Origin of the sequence: Ruegeria sp. SCP10 (assembly GCF_040329495.1) — a bacterium.
In the GTDB taxonomy this organism is placed as follows: Bacteria; Pseudomonadota; Alphaproteobacteria; order Rhodobacterales; family Rhodobacteraceae; genus Ruegeria.
Genome location: NZ_JBDZYF010000001.1, coordinates 290487 through 306828, shown reverse-complemented (window position 1 = coordinate 306828; position 16342 = coordinate 290487). Strand labels below are relative to the sequence as shown.

17 protein-coding genes are annotated in these 16342 nt (G+C 59.1%); 7 read left to right on the top strand and 10 right to left on the bottom strand.

Going from position 1 to position 16342, the window contains the following annotated elements; all coding sequences use genetic code 11:
- Positions 1-72: 72 nt before the first annotated feature.
- On the bottom strand, positions 73-435 hold the full coding sequence (locus ABLN87_RS01630; RefSeq protein ID WP_353006857.1) for a nuclear transport factor 2 family protein: 363 nt from the start codon (positions 433-435) through the stop codon (positions 73-75).
- Between the two features lie 110 nt (positions 436-545).
- On the opposite strand from ABLN87_RS01630, the gene ABLN87_RS01625 reads away from it, so the two are divergent.
- From ABLN87_RS01625 to ABLN87_RS01610, 4 genes are all read left to right on the top strand, one after another.
- Positions 546-2153: a peptide chain release factor 3 gene (locus tag ABLN87_RS01625; RefSeq protein ID WP_353006855.1), complete on the top strand. Its 1608-nt coding sequence runs from the start codon at positions 546-548 to the stop codon at positions 2151-2153.
- A gap of 49 nt (positions 2154-2202) precedes the next feature.
- Entirely contained in the window at positions 2203-2958 is a 756-nt protein-coding gene (locus ABLN87_RS01620; protein WP_353006852.1) for a hypothetical protein, read from the top strand.
- Positions 2955-3884, top strand: coding sequence for a glycosyltransferase family 2 protein (locus ABLN87_RS01615; RefSeq protein WP_353006849.1), 930 nt, complete (start codon positions 2955-2957; stop codon positions 3882-3884). Before ABLN87_RS01620 ends, ABLN87_RS01615 begins: the two co-directional genes overlap by 4 nt.
- Before the next feature lie 184 nt (positions 3885-4068).
- Positions 4069-5427, top strand: a complete 1359-nt coding sequence (locus ABLN87_RS01610; protein WP_353006846.1) for a DEAD/DEAH box helicase — start codon at positions 4069-4071, stop codon at positions 5425-5427.
- On the opposite strand, the gene ABLN87_RS01605 is transcribed toward ABLN87_RS01610, so the two are convergent.
- The 3 genes from ABLN87_RS01605 to ABLN87_RS01595 are packed head-to-tail and all read right to left on the bottom strand — an operon-like array spanning position 5424 to position 7446.
- The gene (locus tag ABLN87_RS01605) at positions 5424-6326 is read right to left on the bottom strand and encodes an EamA/RhaT family transporter (RefSeq protein ID WP_353006843.1); all 903 of its coding nucleotides are present in this window, start codon (positions 6324-6326) and stop codon (positions 5424-5426) included. The two genes, ABLN87_RS01610 and ABLN87_RS01605, sit on opposite strands and share 4 nt — an antisense overlap.
- A gap of 21 nt (positions 6327-6347) precedes the next feature.
- On the bottom strand, positions 6348-7250 hold the full coding sequence (locus ABLN87_RS01600; RefSeq protein WP_353006840.1) for a fatty acid desaturase: 903 nt from the start codon (positions 7248-7250) through the stop codon (positions 6348-6350).
- Positions 7243-7446, bottom strand: a complete 204-nt coding sequence (locus tag ABLN87_RS01595) for a DUF2061 domain-containing protein (protein ID WP_353006837.1) — start codon at positions 7444-7446, stop codon at positions 7243-7245. Before ABLN87_RS01595 ends, ABLN87_RS01600 begins: the two co-directional genes overlap by 8 nt.
- A gap of 108 nt (positions 7447-7554) precedes the next feature.
- Here ABLN87_RS01595 and ABLN87_RS01590 point away from each other — a divergent pair, with 108 nt between their 5' ends.
- Together ABLN87_RS01590 and ABLN87_RS01585 are read left to right on the top strand one after the other, a co-directional pair.
- Positions 7555-8427 (top strand): helix-turn-helix domain-containing protein, encoded by an 873-nt coding sequence (locus ABLN87_RS01590; RefSeq protein WP_353006834.1) that lies wholly within the window; start codon positions 7555-7557, stop codon positions 8425-8427.
- An 85-nt stretch (positions 8428-8512) separates the two neighbouring features.
- A complete protein-coding gene (locus tag ABLN87_RS01585; protein WP_353006831.1) occupies positions 8513-8695 on the top strand; it encodes a hypothetical protein in 183 nt (60 codons plus the stop codon).
- A 6-nt stretch (positions 8696-8701) separates the two neighbouring features.
- Here ABLN87_RS01585 and ABLN87_RS01580 read toward each other — a convergent pair whose 3' ends face one another.
- The 3 genes from ABLN87_RS01580 to ABLN87_RS01570 all read right to left on the bottom strand — a co-directional run bounded on the left by ABLN87_RS01580 (position 8702) and on the right by ABLN87_RS01570 (position 11958).
- Positions 8702-9463 (bottom strand): SDR family oxidoreductase, encoded by a 762-nt coding sequence (locus tag ABLN87_RS01580; RefSeq protein ID WP_353006828.1) that lies wholly within the window; start codon positions 9461-9463, stop codon positions 8702-8704.
- Positions 9460-10923 carry a carnitine 3-dehydrogenase gene (locus ABLN87_RS01575; RefSeq protein WP_353006825.1) on the bottom strand — a complete coding sequence of 488 codons (1464 nt, stop codon included), beginning with the start codon at positions 10921-10923 and terminating at the stop codon, positions 9460-9462. Before ABLN87_RS01575 ends, ABLN87_RS01580 begins: the two co-directional genes overlap by 4 nt.
- 117 nt (positions 10924-11040) lie before the next feature.
- Complete coding sequence (locus ABLN87_RS01570) at positions 11041-11958, bottom strand: 3-keto-5-aminohexanoate cleavage protein (RefSeq protein WP_353006822.1); 918 nt, start codon at positions 11956-11958, stop codon at positions 11041-11043.
- 131 nt (positions 11959-12089) lie between these two features.
- On the opposite strand from ABLN87_RS01570, the gene ABLN87_RS01565 reads away from it, so the two are divergent.
- On the top strand, positions 12090-13076 hold the full coding sequence (locus ABLN87_RS01565; protein ID WP_353006819.1) for a GlxA family transcriptional regulator: 987 nt from the start codon (positions 12090-12092) through the stop codon (positions 13074-13076).
- A 69-nt stretch (positions 13077-13145) separates the two neighbouring features.
- Here the strand turns inward: ABLN87_RS01565 and ABLN87_RS01560 are convergent, their stop codons facing one another.
- Genes ABLN87_RS01560 through ABLN87_RS01550 form a run of 3 tightly spaced genes read right to left on the bottom strand, consistent with a single transcriptional unit; the run spans position 13146 to position 16155 of the window.
- Entirely contained in the window at positions 13146-14192 is a 1047-nt protein-coding gene (locus ABLN87_RS01560) for an aldo/keto reductase (RefSeq protein ID WP_353006816.1), read from the bottom strand.
- A 34-nt stretch (positions 14193-14226) separates the two neighbouring features.
- Positions 14227-14685, bottom strand: coding sequence for a DNA polymerase III subunit chi (locus tag ABLN87_RS01555; protein WP_353006813.1), 459 nt, complete (start codon positions 14683-14685; stop codon positions 14227-14229).
- A gap of 3 nt (positions 14686-14688) precedes the next feature.
- Complete coding sequence (locus tag ABLN87_RS01550; RefSeq protein ID WP_353006810.1) at positions 14689-16155, bottom strand: leucyl aminopeptidase; 1467 nt, start codon at positions 16153-16155, stop codon at positions 14689-14691.
- Positions 16156-16342 lie beyond the last annotated feature (187 nt).

Sequence of the window (16342 nt, the reverse complement as noted above, 5' to 3'; positions counted from 1 at the left end):
TCTGTTTAGCCAGTGGGTTGCTGCACGCAACAATAAAAATCGGCTCAAACAGATCAGAAATGTCGCGCGGCGTCAGTAGAAAAACTCCTCTCTCACGATTTTTCCATCGGCAACATGATAAATCGCCACTTCACGCATGTCGAAGCTTTCACCGGTTTCCTTTACTGTGCCCTGAACTTCGAAGATCACGGCAAAACGATCCTCACCATGCAGGAACGGATCGCTTACGGACGCGCCCGACACCTCGTGGGCGTTTTCCCACCAGTCATGCTTGCCACCAATGCCATCGAGGCCCTGCGTTTCGCGGCCCATGCCTTGCATATCTTGTGCTTCGACGGATACGGCATCAGGCGCATAAAGCTTGGTCAGATTTTCCTTAGCCCTGTTCTCGCGGCAGCCTGCAACCAGTTCGTCAGCAATATCTTTCAAATTCATCGGTCAGCTCCATCATTTTGTTCACTATTTGTTCTTTTTGCCACAAGCAGCCGATTCGTGCCACCCCGTTTGTCTTGCCTCGGCAGGTTTCCCCGCCTATACGCGCGCTTATGCTTGATACCGCCTCGAACCAACCTACTCTGCCGCCCGAGATCGCTCGTCGTCGGACATTCGCCATCATCTCGCACCCGGATGCGGGTAAAACGACGCTGACCGAGAAGTTCCTTCTGTACGGCGGTGCGATCCAGATGGCCGGTCAGGTCCGCGCCAAAGGCGAGGCGCGGCGCACACGCTCGGATTTTATGCAGATGGAGAAGGATCGGGGTATCTCGGTGTCCGCCTCGGCGATGTCGTTCGACTATCGCGACTTCCGGTTCAATCTTGTCGACACTCCCGGTCACAGCGACTTCTCGGAAGATACTTACCGCACCCTGACCGCCGTGGATGCGGCTGTGATGGTGATCGACGGTGCAAAAGGTGTCGAAAGCCAGACTCAGAAACTGTTCGAGGTCTGCCGCCTGCGCGACCTGCCAATCCTGACTTTTTGTAACAAGATGGACCGCGAAAGCCGCGATACGTTCGAGATTATCGACGAAATTCAGGAAATGCTGGCCATCGACGTCACACCCGCCGCATGGCCCATCGGCGTGGGTCGCGACTTCATCGGCTGCTATGACATGCTGCGCGACCGGCTGGAACTGATGGACCGCGCCGACCGCAACAAAGTGGCCGAGAGCATTCAGATCGATGGTTTGGACGATCCCAAACTGGCCGAACACGTGCCCGAACATCTGCTTGAGAAACTGCTGGAAGAGGTCGAGATGGCGCGCGAATTGCTGCCTGCCCTCGATCCGCAAGCGGTTCTGGAAGGGCACATGACCCCGATCTGGTTCGGCTCTGCGATCAATTCCTTCGGAGTGAAAGAGCTTATGGAGGGCATCGGCGCCTATGGTCCGCAGCCGCAGGTTCAATCGGCTGAGCCACGCCAGATCTCCCCGGATGAAAAGAAGGTCGCCGGGTTTGTCTTCAAGGTTCAGGCCAATATGGACCCCAAGCACCGCGACCGTGTGGCCTTTGTACGCATGGCCTCGGGGCATTTCAAACGCGGCATGAAGCTGACCCATGTGCGGTCAAAAAAGCCCATGGCGATCTCGAACCCTGTGCTGTTTCTGGCCTCGGACCGGGAACTGGCCGAGGAAGCCTGGGCCGGAGACATCATCGGCATTCCGAACCACGGGCAACTGCGCATTGGCGATACGCTGACCGAAGGCGAAGCGATCCGCGTGACCGGCATCCCGTCCTTTGCACCGGAACTGCTGCAAACCGTCCGCCCGGGCGATCCGATGAAGGCCAAGCATCTGGAAAAAGCGCTGATGCAGTTTGCCGAAGAAGGCGCAGCCAAGGTGTTCAAACCCTCGATCGGCTCGGGCTTTATCGTGGGTGTCGTGGGCGCATTGCAGTTTGAAGTGCTCGCCAGCCGGATCGAGATGGAATACGGCCTGCCGGTTCGGTTCGAGGCGTCTCAGTTCACCTCGGCCCGTTGGGTCAGCGGTGAGAAGGCCGAAGTTGAGAAATTCGTCAACGCCAACAAGCAGCACATCGCTCATGACCACGACGGCGACATTGTCTATCTGACCCGCCTGCAATGGGATATTGACCGCGTCGTGCGTGACTATCCGGCGCTGAACCTGACGGCCACCAAAGAGATGATGGTTTAAGGCAAAGGGTTGATTGCACAGCAGACTCAGGCTGTGCAATCCTGCAGGCATGAGCGATGACGATCTGACCTTTCCTGGCGGCCTGCCCGACATGCTGGATGGCTATGACAAGCGCCGAACCCCGTTTGAGTTCGGCGCGAACACGCTGCCCCCGCTGGAAGCAGACCTAGAGGCACTGGCCGGACAAACCGTTCCGCAAAGTGCAACCGAATTGCCGCCCTTGGACATCCAGTCATCTTGGGATCGCAAACGCGTGAAAATCGCGGAAGAGTTCATTGGACAGTCAGAACTCGCCTTTCTGAACGCCCAACTGGTTGCAAATCTGCGCAAACGGTCGTTCCCGCGCCAGGCCCCCGATCTGTTTCAGCGGCTCTGGGCTGAACAATCCGAGCATCTTCTGTCTGTGCTGGACCTGCGCTGGCTCGTCTCCTCGGTCCAGACCTTCGCCGATCACGGGCAAACCCCAACACAGCGCGAGGTCGGGCAAGCACTGCGCATGCTGTTTGGGTTGATGAAGATTTACGAATACGAACGCCTGTTTTCCGGCACGGCGCCGGAAACTGCCTATGGATCACGCAACAAGGTCCACACGTCCTTGCCCCTGCAAATGAAATCCTTCTCACTGGATTCCGGCGGGCTGGATACCAATCTGATTGCGCCCATCTGGACCAAAGCCCTGAATGACCCAACAATCGCCCCGCTTGCCGATCACTTGCTGAGCGCGTTAAACGCCGATCCCGGCACCGTGTTTCGCCGGCTAAAACACATGCGCAACCGCCGCGCGACGCTGCGGTCCCGTACATGACCCGTTGGGGCATTGTCTCGATGGTACGTGGCCGGGCCAAGGATATCCTTGGCTTTGCGGCACATCACCTCGATCTGGGGGCGGACCGGCTTTACATCTTTCTGGACGAGCCGAACCGGGCTGCCTTTCAGGCGCTCAGCCAGCATCCAAAGGTGCAGGTGCAGTCGTGCGATGATGCATTCTGGTCAAAACGCACGCGCGGACGCCCGGACAAGCACCAGATTCGCCAGACCTTTATCGCGACCCATACCTATCGACGTGCCGATTTGGACTGGCTGGCCCATATCGATGTGGATGAATTTCTGTGGTCGTCAGAGCCGGTCGCGGATGTGCTGGCGACAGTCCCGCAAGATATCCCTGCGGTCCGCGTGCGGCCGTCAGAGGCGATGTCAGGCGGCGATGACCTGTATAAGGCACATATCCCCAAAAGCCCCAATCGCGAGGCAATGGTGCAAGAGATTTACCCAACCTATGGCGCCTTTGTGCTGGGCGGGTTCCTGAGTCATGTGCAGGGAAAGTTGATCGTGCGTACAGGGCTGGAAAACCTCAGCTTTCGGATACACAACCTGTTTCAGAACAAGAAACTACTGCCCTGCAAACACGAACAGCCTCAGTTTGAACTCTGCCACCGACACGCACCGGATTGGGATCACTGGATCGCGCACTATGATTTTCGGATGACCAAAGGGTCTTACCAGCCCGGCATGTCGCCCAACGTGCCGCGCGAAAAAGGTGGCTTGAACAAGAATGAGTTGTTCAGCTGGATCAAGGACGAACAAGGCATGGACGGTCTGCGCGCCTTCTATGCCGAGATCAGCGGTCAGGACCCTGACGTGCGCGCGCGGTTGGAACGTTACGGCCTGATCCGGCACAGGCCATTGAACCTGAGTCAGAAAATCTCACAACATTTCCCCGGAAGTGGCTGAATTGTTGCGTAGAATCCCGCATTGACGCCGTGCATGTGCGACAAGCTGGTCTTTGTTTGACCCTGACCTACCTTTTTGTTATGTCCGCGCCCAAGCCGAAATGCGCAAAAAGCGCATGGCCATCCGGGCCCGGCATTTTTCAGACGCGCGGGCCAGGTCAAGTGTCCGCATGAACCGGACATACATGACAAAGTTTAACGAACTGAACCTGAACCCGAAGGTCCTCAAAGCCATTGAGGAAGCCGGATACGAAAGCCCCACTCCGATCCAGGAAGGCGCGATACCACCTGCGCTTGAAGGGCGCGATGTTCTTGGGATTGCGCAAACCGGCACGGGTAAAACCGCCAGCTTCACGCTGCCTATGATCACACTGCTGGCCCGTGGCCGCGCCCGTGCGCGCATGCCGCGCTCGCTGGTTTTGTGTCCTACGCGTGAGTTGGCCGCGCAGGTGGCTGAGAATTTCGACACCTATGCCAAGAATGTAAAGCTGACCAAGGCGCTGTTGATCGGCGGAGTCAGCTTCAAGGAACAAGATGCGCTGATCGACCGGGGCGTCGACGTACTGATTGCCACTCCGGGCCGTCTGCTGGACCATTTCGAACGCGGCAAGCTGTTGCTGACCGGCGTTCAGATCATGGTGGTGGATGAGGCCGACCGGATGCTGGATATGGGCTTCATCCCTGATATCGAGCGTATCTTCTCGCTGACGCCGTTTACGCGCCAGACGCTGTTCTTCTCGGCCACCATGGCCTCGGAGATTGAGCGGATCACCGACACCTTCCTGTCCGCCCCCGCCCGGATCGAGGTTGCCCGTCAGGCCACCGCGTCCGAGACCATCGAACAGGGTGTTGTCATGTTCAAAGGCGGTCGCCGGGATCGCGAGGCCAGCGGAAAACGCAAGGTTCTGCGCGCACTGATCGACGCCGAAGGTGACAAATGCACCAACGCGATCATCTTCTGCAACCGCAAGACGGACGTGGATATCTGCGCCAAGTCGCTGAAGAAATACGGCTATAACGCCGCAGCGATCCATGGCGATCTGGATCAGTCCCAGCGGATGAAAACGCTGGACGGCTTCCGTGATGGGTCTTTACGCCTGCTGGTTGCTTCTGACGTGGCGGCGCGTGGTCTCGATATTCCGTCGGTCAGCCATGTGTTCAATTTCGACGTGCCCGGTCATGCCGAGGATTACGTCCACCGCATTGGCCGTACAGGCCGAGCCGGGCGCGAAGGCAAGGCCATCACGATCTGCTCGGGTCGGGACGAAAAGGCTCTGGATGCGATTGAGAAGCTGATCCAGAAGGACATTCCGCGTATCGACAATCCGGTGAAGGAAGAGCCCAAGCCAGAGGTCTCAAAGCCCGAGAAAAAGACCAGATTCTCGGACGACAAAAAGCACGACCGCAAGAAGGATGAGCGCAAGCAGGACAAGCCTGCCAAGGGGCGTGGTCGTCGGGACGACCATGGCCCAAAGGTTGTCGGCATGGGCGACCATCTGCCCAGCTTCATCGCGCTCAGCTTCGACGAGCGTCGCGCCAGCTAGATCGCCAGTACCAGCGCCAGTATCGAGATACCCAGCAAGCCCATCCCGGCAATCTCGCGCCGGGTGATTGTCTCACGGAAGAACAGGATCGAAGCCAAAAGGCTGAGGATCAGCTCCACCTGCCCTAGTGCTTTGACATAAGCCGCGTTCTGCAGCGTAAAGGCCAAGAACCAGCAGAACGACCCGCCAAGGCTGGTCAATCCAACGAAGACGCCGGTGGATCGTGTCTCCCAGACGGCTAGCAATTCGGCCCGGTCACGCCACAGCAGCCACAGCCCCATGCTGAGAAACTGAAACGTGACCACCGCCGCCAGAGTGATCAGGGCGCGGAACCATGCATCGATGTCGCCAAGCTCTAGTGATGCGCCGCGATAACTGACGGCCGAGAACGCAAACAGCACACCAGACCCAAGCCCAAGTTGCGACGCGCGGTTGGTCAGATGGCGCCACCATGCTCCGTCTCCGTCCGGTGTTTTGGACAGTACCAGAACCGCCAACAACCCCAACAGGATCGCACCAAGCGCCCCGGCAGAAACCTCATCCCCAAGCACCAGAAACCCGACAATCGCTGTTTGGATCACTTCGGTTTTCTTAAAGGTGATCCCGACCGCGAAATTGCGCTGTTTGAACAGGGCAACCACGCAGATGGTCGCCAAAATCTGCGCCGTCCCGCCAATGGCTACAAATAGCCAGAACTGTGCGGTCAGGGATGGTATCGCGGCCTGCGTTACCCAAATCGCAACAATCAATCCAAGAACCGCCAGCGGCATCGAATAGGCAAACCGCGCAAAGGTTGCACCAGCGGCGGAAAGTTTCACGCTGCTGAGCGACTTCTGCAGCATGAACCGCACCGTCTGGAACGAAGCGGCGGCGATGGTGACGGGAATCCATAAACTCATGGCGTCCCTTCTGTCGTGAAATCAGGGCTTTGGCCAGAGCGGATGCGCCACCGGATCTTTCGCGCGCCAGAAGTATTCTTTGAAAATCTGCGCGTATGAGCGATAGACATAGGCTTCGTTGCAGGCCTGATAGCGGTCTTTTCCTGCCTGATAGAGTGCAGGCAGACGGTACCATGGGGCCGAAGGGTTCATGTGATGAACAACGTGCAGGTTGTTGTTCAAAAACAGAAAGGCCAACAGCCCTCGATCCTCGACAATCACCGTCCGAGCGCGAGATTTCTCATGCGCGCGGTGTTCAAGAAAGGTCCGGATTTTGACTAGCCCCAGCCCGACATAGGCCGATAGAACAAAGGCCCAGATCGGCATAGCCGATTGCGCGACCACCCACAAAACCACCGCTACGCCGGGGATATGCATTGCCCAAGCCAGAAGTATGGCGCGGTCCCCTCGGATCGTCCCATGCCATTCATCGCGCAGAAACATCACTTGTCCGATTGCCGGGCCCAGCACGATCCGGCCCAGAAGCGTGTTGTTGGCCACAAACAGCCGCTTTTGCCACCACGACAATCGCGCCCAAACTTTCGGGTCCAAATAGTTCGTTTCGGGGTCGTCATAGGGGTCGGTCAGGTTGGCGTCCTGATGATGCGCCAAATGCAGATCGCGGAAGCGGTTAAATGGGATGAACAAAGTCAGCGGCAGGGCCATCAGCGCCTCGTTCAACCATTTGGCGCGAAACGGATGCCCATGCAATGCCTCATGCGTCAGTGAGGAATGCAAGGCAGCAACCAGACCCAAGGCCGGGGTGGCCAGCCATAGGGACCAGGCGGCCAGCCAGAACAAACCCGCCAACCAGGCGGCGTAACAGGCGATGATCAGGGCAAATGTCCCCCATTCAGGCGTTTTAGGCAGCGTTGGTTCAGCCATTGCGGCCCCACGCGATCCCAGCCCAAACCCGTTCATAGGCGACATACAGCGTCACACCGATGGCCGTATTGACCAGTGCCAACGCACCGCCAACAGCCGCTGACCCGGTGGCAATCAGACCGACCACAGTCATGACCGCCAACCCCATGACGTTCCAAATCAGTGCCTTCACGACCGATCTTTGCCGCGTCTCCATTCCGGACCCCGTTTTTATTGTTCTCACAAAAGCGTTATCTACGGGGCGACCTGTTGGGAATTCTGAATATGATTAACAAAATTCATCAAATGTGATATTTTTAAACACATGGATGAAAAACTCGACAAACGAGTGCGCGCCGCGCAGTTTCGCCTACGCTTGGCCCGCGCGATGGAAGACCGCCAAACCAGCCAAAGCGCCCTGGCCCGCAGCATTGGCGTGGACCGGTCCACCGTCTCGCAACTGCTGGCGGATGACGGCGCGCGCCTGCCCAATGCCCATGTGATTGGTGGCTGCGCAGCGGCGCTGGGTGTTTCGGCCGATTGGCTTCTCAGCCTATCAGACCGACCCGAAAGCGCGGCGGAACTGTTGGCCGGGTCCCTAAGCATGACAGAGGCCCCGCGCGCATTGGTGGATGAGCGGATTTTCCAATGGCATCAAGAGGCTGCGGGCTACAAGATCCGCTATGTCCCGGCCACCCTGCCCGATATGCTCAAGACCCGCGCCGTGCTGGAATGGGAATACGCCCCGCATCTGGGCCGCACGGCGGATCAGGCAATTGGGGCCTCCGAGGATCGGCTAACATGGATGCGCAGTGCGCAATCGGATTATGAGATCGCGATGCCCTTATTCGAAATGCGCAGCTTTGCCCTTGGTGAAGGCTATTACCAAGGCCTACCGCTAAAGGTTCGGCTGGAGCAGATCGACCACCTTCTGGCCCTGTGCGAACAGCTCTACCCGCGTCTGCGGATCTATCTGTTTGACGCCAAACGCTTGTATTCTGCGCCGGTGACGATCTTTGGCCCACTGCTGTGCGTCTTCTATGCCGGCAGCCATTACATGGCGTTCCGCGATCGGGACCGGATAGAGGTGTTTACCCGCCACTTCGACACGCTGATCCGCGAGGCCGATATGACCGCCCGTCATTTCCCTCAGCATCTGCGCGAATTGCGGGCCGAAGCTGAAAAGGCAACTGTTTAAGGGAATCCCCCAATCGTGCGATCCGACTGGCCGTGTAGTATAGTGACTGCGCGAACCCTCAGACATTCCACGGAGGATGACCGAAATGGACGCACTCAAAACAGCGCAATATGCACGTGCCTTGTACTCGGTTCACGGAGACCGGGCCGAGGCGGAAGCCGCTCAAAAGATGCGCGAATCTGAAGCTGCCGGAAACGCACAGCAGGCCAAAGACTGGCAAGCCGTCCGCAGCACGATCCGCCAGATCAGAGGCCCGAATCAAGGCTGACCCAAATCAGAGTTTCGGGTCGGGATTGACCGTATGTCCGTCCACAGCGATGACCTGACCCGAAACCAGCCGCGCCGCATCCGAGGCCAGGAATACCGCCATATCAGCAATATCCCGCGCTTCGACAAAGCGCCCCATTGAGGTGCCCGAGGCATAACCCTCATAGACCTGATCGCGGGTCATGCCCTTGGCCACGGCCTCGCGCTGCAATACCCCTTCCATGCGTGGGCCTTCGACAGAGCCGGGGCAGATCACATTGCAGCGTATGCCATGTGGACCAAGCTCCATCGCCAGCGTCTTACCCAATCCAACCATCGCCCATTTCGCGGCGGCATAAGGCGAGCGGTTCGGATAGCCATATTGTCCAGCGGTCGATGACGTGATCAAAACAGCCCCGCGCGCCTGTTTCTTGAGCATGGGAACCGCGTATTTCGAACACAGAAACGCCCCTTCAAGATTGACTGAAAGGCAATTTTTCCAATCACTTAAAGACACATTCTCAACCAAGGCCGTTGGCCCGGCGACACCCGCATTGGCACAAAGCACATCCAGCCCGCCCCACGCCTTGGTAATCTGGTCGAACAAATCAGCCACCTGCGCCTCATCCGAGACATCGGTTTTGCATGTCTGCCAGTTCTCCGGGCAGCTATTCAGCGCCGCATCGTCGATATCGACAACCCAGACCCGCGCCCCTGCTGCATCAAACGCCTCGGCCATCGCGCGCCCAACACCCGAGGCACCCGCCGTGATCAGAACCCGCTGCGTCATACGGGTTTCCGGATCGCGGCACCTGCCCCCTCGGGATAAGGCAGATCGGCTTGCGCCTGGGTAATCCGTGCCATGGCATCCTCGATCTGATCCGAAGGTGCTGAGGGGCGTCGTGTTTCAAGATCGACATGCAACAGGAAACTCTCGCCCGTCGCCAAAAGCTTGTCGCCCTCATACATGCTGTGAAACACGTGCAGCTTCTTGCCTTGGCCCAACAGCATCTGAGTACGCACCTCGATCCGGGCCCCGGCATGGGTTTCGTCCAGATACCGGATATGGTTCTCGGCGGTGAAGTAGCTTCCACCGGAAGTGATGTACTCCATGTCACATCCGATGATTTCCATGAAGCGGTCCGTTGCGGCGGCAAACGCCTCTAGATACTTCGCTTCATTCATATGGCCGTTATAGTCGGTCCAGTCCAAAGGAACCGCGCGCGACAGGGTCAGGATCGGCTGGCTCAAGTCAGCCTGATCCAGTGTCGGCAAAGCACCGGATTTCATCGCCGCGTCGTGCTGGTTCAACACGGCCCCCGCGCCATAATTCTGCGTCTTGAGCGCGCGCATCATGCCGACAAGGTTGTTGTCACGGATACGCTCCAGCTCGCGGATCGAGTGCATTCCGGACTGCGCATCCGACTGATCGGCAATCATATCGACCAATTCATCGGTAAACTCGGGCACATCCATCAGTTTGGTCCAGGGCCATTTCAGCGCGGGCCCAAACTGCGCCATGAAATGCCGCATGCCAGCTTCGCCACCTGCCACGCGATAGGTCTCGAATAGTCCCATTTGCGCCCAGCGAATGCCAAAGCCCATGCGGATGGCTTCGTCGATCTCTTCGGTTGTGGCGATACCATCCTTGACCAGCCACAGCGCCTCGCGCCAGACCGCCTCAAGGAACCGGTCCGCGATATGCGCATCGATCTCTTTCTTGACGTGGAGCGGGAAGAACCCCACCGATGTCAGTACATCCTTGGCCTTGGAAACCATCTCGGGCGGGTTCTTGTCGGTGGGCACCAGTTCGATCAATGGCAACAGATAGACCGGGTTGAACGGATGCGTCACCATGATCTGCTCGGGGCGCAAGGCACCGTCCTGCAATTCTGAAGGTTTAAACCCGCTGGTCGACGAGCCGATGATCGCATCGGGATCGCAGGCCTCTTGCAAGCTCTTGTAAACCCTCAGCTTCAGGTCCAGCCGCTCTGGAACACTCTCCTGAATCCAAGCTGCATCCCGAACGGCATCCGCCATGTCCTCATGAAACGTCAGCGTGCCTTCAGGTGGCAGCGGCATATCACTCAGCCCCGGCAACGAGCGCCGTGCATTATCCAGAACCTCACCGATCTTACGCGCGGCCTCGGGATCCGGGTCAAACACCCGGACGTCCCATCCATTCAGCAAGAACCGTGCGGCCCAGCCGCCACCAATAACTCCGCCACCAATGATCGCTGCGGTTTTCATTGCCCTGTCCTCCAAATTTCCCGCCGGGTTCGCACCGCGAACCCGGCCGCGCCCGACCCTCCCCACGGGAGGGCGCATTCGCACCCTCCCAGGATCGGTCGCGGCCTGGTGTTGTACCTACTTCGTCACCGGTGCCCGTTTCACCAGCCCTAACTTCTCACGCACTTCTTCAGGTCCAATCACCCGTGCGCCCATATTTTCGATGATGCTGCCTGCGCGTTCGACCAACTGCCAGTTCTCAGCCAACACACCCTTCTCGAGCCACAAATTGTCTTCCAACCCGACACGCACATTTCCGCCCGCCAGAACCGACGCGGCCACATAGGCCATCTCGTTCCGACCCAGCGAGAAGGCGCTGAAGGTCCAGTCATCAGGGACGTTGTTCACCATCGCCATAAAGGTGTTCAGATCATCCGGCGCACCCCAAGGCACGCCCATGCATAGCTGAACCAAAGCATTTGGCTCTAGAACGCCCTCTTTCACCAGTTGTTTGGCAAACCACAGATGGCCGGTATCAAAGGCTTCGATCTCGGGCTTCACACCCAGATCGGTCATCATCTGCCCCATTGCCCGCAACGCGCCGGGCGTGTTGGTCATGACATAGTCCGCTTCGGCAAAATTCATGGTGCCGCAGTCCAAAGTGCAAATCTCGGGCAGGCACTCGGCCACATGTGCCACCCGTTCGGTCGCTCCAACCAAGTCGGTTCCGGCCTCTGCCAGTGGCAGCGGGTTTTCGATCCCACCAAACACCATATCACCACCCATACCGGCGGTCAGGTTCAGAACGGCATCAACCTCGGCATCCCGGATGCGGTCCGTCACCTCGCGATACAGCGCCAGATCGCGTGAAGGCGCACCCGTCTCAGGATCACGCACATGGCAATGCACCACTGCGGCCCCCGCTTTGGCCGCCGCAATCGCACTGTCGGCAATCTGCTTGGGTGAGCGCGGCACATGCGGGCTGCGATCCTGCGTCCCGCCCGATCCGGTCACAGCACAGGTGATAAAGACGTCGCGGTTCATTTCCAAAGGCATGGCGTTTTCCCCAGGTTATACCGGGTTTCCCGTCGGGTTTTCCCCAGACTTCTCCCCGGTTATCGATTTGCGTTGCGCGCAAGTCTGGCGCAGCTTTGGAAAAACACTTGCCAGAATGCGAATCGAACTTGATGAAATCCGCAAAAAACATCCTGGAACCAGAACATCGCGCCCTGAAAACGGCGGTGCTGGTGCTGGACGAATGCAACACGCTCAGCTTTGCCTCGGCTGTCGATCCGATGCGTGCGGCCAACCGGCTGGCCGATCGCCCGGCCTTTGACTGGGACTACGTGACCGCAACATCTGACCCTGCAATGCTGACCAGCGCCTTGACCGTCCCCGGCACCCCGCTGGCCCGGCTGCAAAGCTGCGACCTGATGATCGTTGTTGCAGGGTTCCAACTGGCCCGCCACGCCACCCCCAGCCTACTGGCCGGACTGCGCCGCATCGCAGGCACTGGCGCAACCATGGCCGGCATTGATGGCGGGCCGTGGTTGCTGGCCGAGGCCGGCCTTCTGAATGGCTACGCTGCCACCACCCATTGGGAAGATCTGGATAATTTCGCCACCCGTTTCCCTGACATCGACGTCCGCCCAGACCGCTTCACCGTGTCCGGCAATCGCCTGACCTCGGGCGGCGCCATCCCTGCGGTCGAGATGATGCTGCACATCATAGCGGCACGTCATGGCGCGGGTTTCGCTGCGCGCGTTTCGGGCCTGTTCCTCTACGAGGGCGCACCCGAACCGACCAAACCGCAAAGCCGCACCGGCGCCCCGCACCGCCACACCCCCCTGACATCGAAGGCAAACCGCCTGATGCAGGCCTCGCTCGACGACCCGCTGCCGCTTGCATCAATCGCAGATCGGCTGGGCACCAGCCCGCGCACATTGCAACAACAGTTTCGCCTCCGCCTGAACACTACGCCACAGGATCACTACCTGCAACTCAGGCTGGCCGAGGCGCGCCGTCTGGTCACCGACACCGACATGCCCTTGATGGATGTGGCTCTGGCCACAGGCTTCGCTTCACAATCCAGCTTTGCCCGCGCCTTCCGCACAGCCCATGGCCTCTCAGCCCGCGACCTTAGGCACGAGCGCTCGCCCCACACCCATCACTGACCGGATCCTCTTCATCTGGCCAAAAATATCCCGGGGGAGACGCGCGCAGCGCGGCGGGGGCAGAGCCCCCTAGAACGGCATGGGATGCGCGCGGTGCGCCTGACTAATTGCGTTCAGAACCTCCGACGACAGCGTCAGATCATCACCATCCAGAATATGTTCCAACTGCGCCACCGTCGTCGCACCAAAGATTGACGACATCATGAAAGGCCGGGTCCGGCACCAGGCCAGTGCCATATGGGTCGGGTCCAATCCATGGCCCGACGCAATCTCAAGATAGGCCGCCACGGCGTCATAAACCCGGTCCGAGTCACGCCCGCCCAGTTCGGGTGAGATCGACTTGCGCGATCCAGCGGGCACTGCACCACCCTGATATTTGCCGGTCAACAACCCGGTGGCCAGCGGCGAAAACGCCATCAGGCCCACATCCTCATGCATGCTCAGCTCAGCCATATCCGTGTCGAAGTGGCGGCACAGCAGCGAATACTCATTCTGCACCGACGCCACACGCGGCGCGTCCATCTGCTCGGACAGCCGCAGCCATTGCGCCGTGCCCCAAGCACTTTCATTCGACAGACCGAAGGCCCTGATATTGCCCTTCTCGACCTGCTCCTGCAGCGCCGTCAGGCAGCCCTGCATATTTTCAAGCACGTCACCAGTGTTTTGCCCCGAAGGCGCATAATCCCAGTTCTGGCGGAACATATAGCTGCCCCGATTGGGCCAATGAAACTGATAGAGATCGATATAGTCAGTCTTCAACCGCCGCAGTGATCCCTCGATTGCCTCGGGAATGGTCTGTGCCGAAATTGGCGCGCCATCGCGGGTATGGGCAAACCCGGCACCTGAATGTTTGGTGGCCAACACATAATCACTTCGTCGCGATGCGTTCGCGGCGTTCCAGTTCCCCAAAATCTCTTCGGTTCGGCCGACAGTTTCCTTCGAGATCGGGTTGACCGGGTACATCTCGGCGGCATCCACAAAATTGATCCCCGCACCCAGCGCCAGGTCCATCTGTGCATGCGCCTCGGGTTCTGAAGTCTGGGTTCCAAAGGTCATTGTTCCCAGACACAGGTCAGACACCATGATGCCAGTGCGGCCCAAAGGCTTCATTTCCATCCGTCACTCTCCTGATTTCTGCAATCGCCGTGCGCTAGGCCTCGGCTTTCTTTTCCCAACGGCCCGATTCCTCGGACCAATATTGCGCTGAACAGCCCGCCTGCGTAAGCGTCTTCCACTGGTCGCGCGCGTGTTGAACGGCCTGGTCGTCATTGCCGTCGAACAGGATACAGACACGCTCTAGCGCGGTGACCTCATCCGGGACCACTTCGGCCCCGTCCACCGACATAACGCAGGTGGCCTCATTGCCCGCCTGTTTGTCCGAGGTCAGCAGGATCGGCTGCATCCCATCATGCGGCCCGCCTGCACGGCCATGGGGCAAGAACCCGTCCTCGGGGCCCAGCCAAAGCTTTTCGTCCAGCCAGTCTAACCGGGCGGGATCAGTACCCCGCACCGCAATCCGCCACCCGGCCTGCCGCGCCTTATCCAGCAGCACCGGCAAGGTGTGCTCCAGCGGCCTTTGGGTCAGGTGGTAGAAATAGACGACGCCCATAATTTACTCGAAATTGTCCTGCACAAAGCGGCTGAGCGCACGGACACCCCAGCCAGTGGCCCCTTTCGGCGCGTAGGAGGTCTCGGACGCGACCGAGGCCACCCCGGCGATGTCGAGATGAATCCACGGTGTCTCCTCTTTGACAAACCGCTGCAGGAATTGCGCCGCAGTGATCGAACCCGCAGGTCGACCGCCCACGTTCTTCATATCCGCGATACGCGATTTCAGCAGCTTGTCATAAGCAGTCCCCAACGGCATCCGCCAAGCGCCTTCATCCTCGGCCTTGGCCGACCTCAGGAAGGCATCACAGAAGGTATCGTTGTTCGAGAATACGCCTGCGTTCTCATGCCCCAGCCCTATGATGATCGCACCCGTCAGTGTGGCAAGGTCGATCATGCCAACAGGCGCGAACCGTTCCTGCGCGTACCACATGACGTCACATAGAACCAAACGCCCCTCGGCGTCGGTGTTGATGATCTCGACGGTGTCGCCCTTCATCGATTTGACCACATCACCCGGTCGCGTGGCATTGCCCGAGGGCATGTTTTCGACCAGACCTACAAGACCGACAACATTAGCCTTAGCCTTGCGCTTGGCCAGTGCGCGCATGGTGCCGGCCACAACGCCTGCACCGCCCATATCCATGGTCATGTCTTCCATGCCGCCAGCAGGCTTGAGCGAGATACCCCCAGTATCGAACACAACCCCCTTGCCGACCAGAGCCAGCGGCGCGTCGTCCTGGTCACCGCCATTCCACTGCATCACCACCACTTTGGACGGGCTGTCCGAACCCTGCCCCACGCAAAGCAAAGTACGCATGCCCAGCTCAGCCAGTTTGTCTTCGTCCAGCACTTCGACCTCAAGGCCGAGAGACTTCATCTCGTCCAGACGGGCGGCAAATTCACTAGTGGTCAGGACATTTGCAGGCTCATTGGTCAAATCGCGGGTCATCCGCACCCCATCCGCAACCGCATACATCGGTGCAAACTGGGCCTCGGCCTCTTCGGGCTTGTTGCAAGAGATTGTGACCGAGCCCGCGGCGTCGCTATCCTTTGTTTTATGCGCATCAAAATCATAGCTGCGCAGGGCGATCCCCATCGCCAGATCCTCGGCCCGTGCCTGATTGCCTGCCATCACCAGAATCTCGCGCCCGGCCGCCAGTTTGGCCAACACGGCACCAGCCTTGCGCGCTTCATCCGCCTCGGGGCGGCGGGGCAGGACCAGAACATCCAGCGCCTCGGCAGCCATTCCAACCGGCCAAGCCAGCGAGATAACATCGCCGGTTTTTGCCTTGCCAAATGCGTCGCTCTCGACCAGTCGTGCAACGGCCCCTTTGGTCAGGCGATTAGCGCGACGGGCTGCCGGGCTCATCTTGCGGTCCGCGGGAATCACAATGGCAACGCGCCCTTCGGCCTGCGCCATGGCTTCCACGTCGAAGGCTTGAAAACGGATTGGGACTAGACTGCTCATTGCGCGCTCCTGAAACTGTGTTCCCCAAGACCTAGCCCGCGCCGCCCGGCTTGACCAGATAGCAGTTTTCCCTGACCGCCAATTGCATTAAGGTCCCCCAAAAATATCCGGCAGGCTCGGGGGAGACGACAGTGGCACGACAGGGCAGGCATAGACCGTCGCGCGTGGGTTTATGCAAGGGCAATAT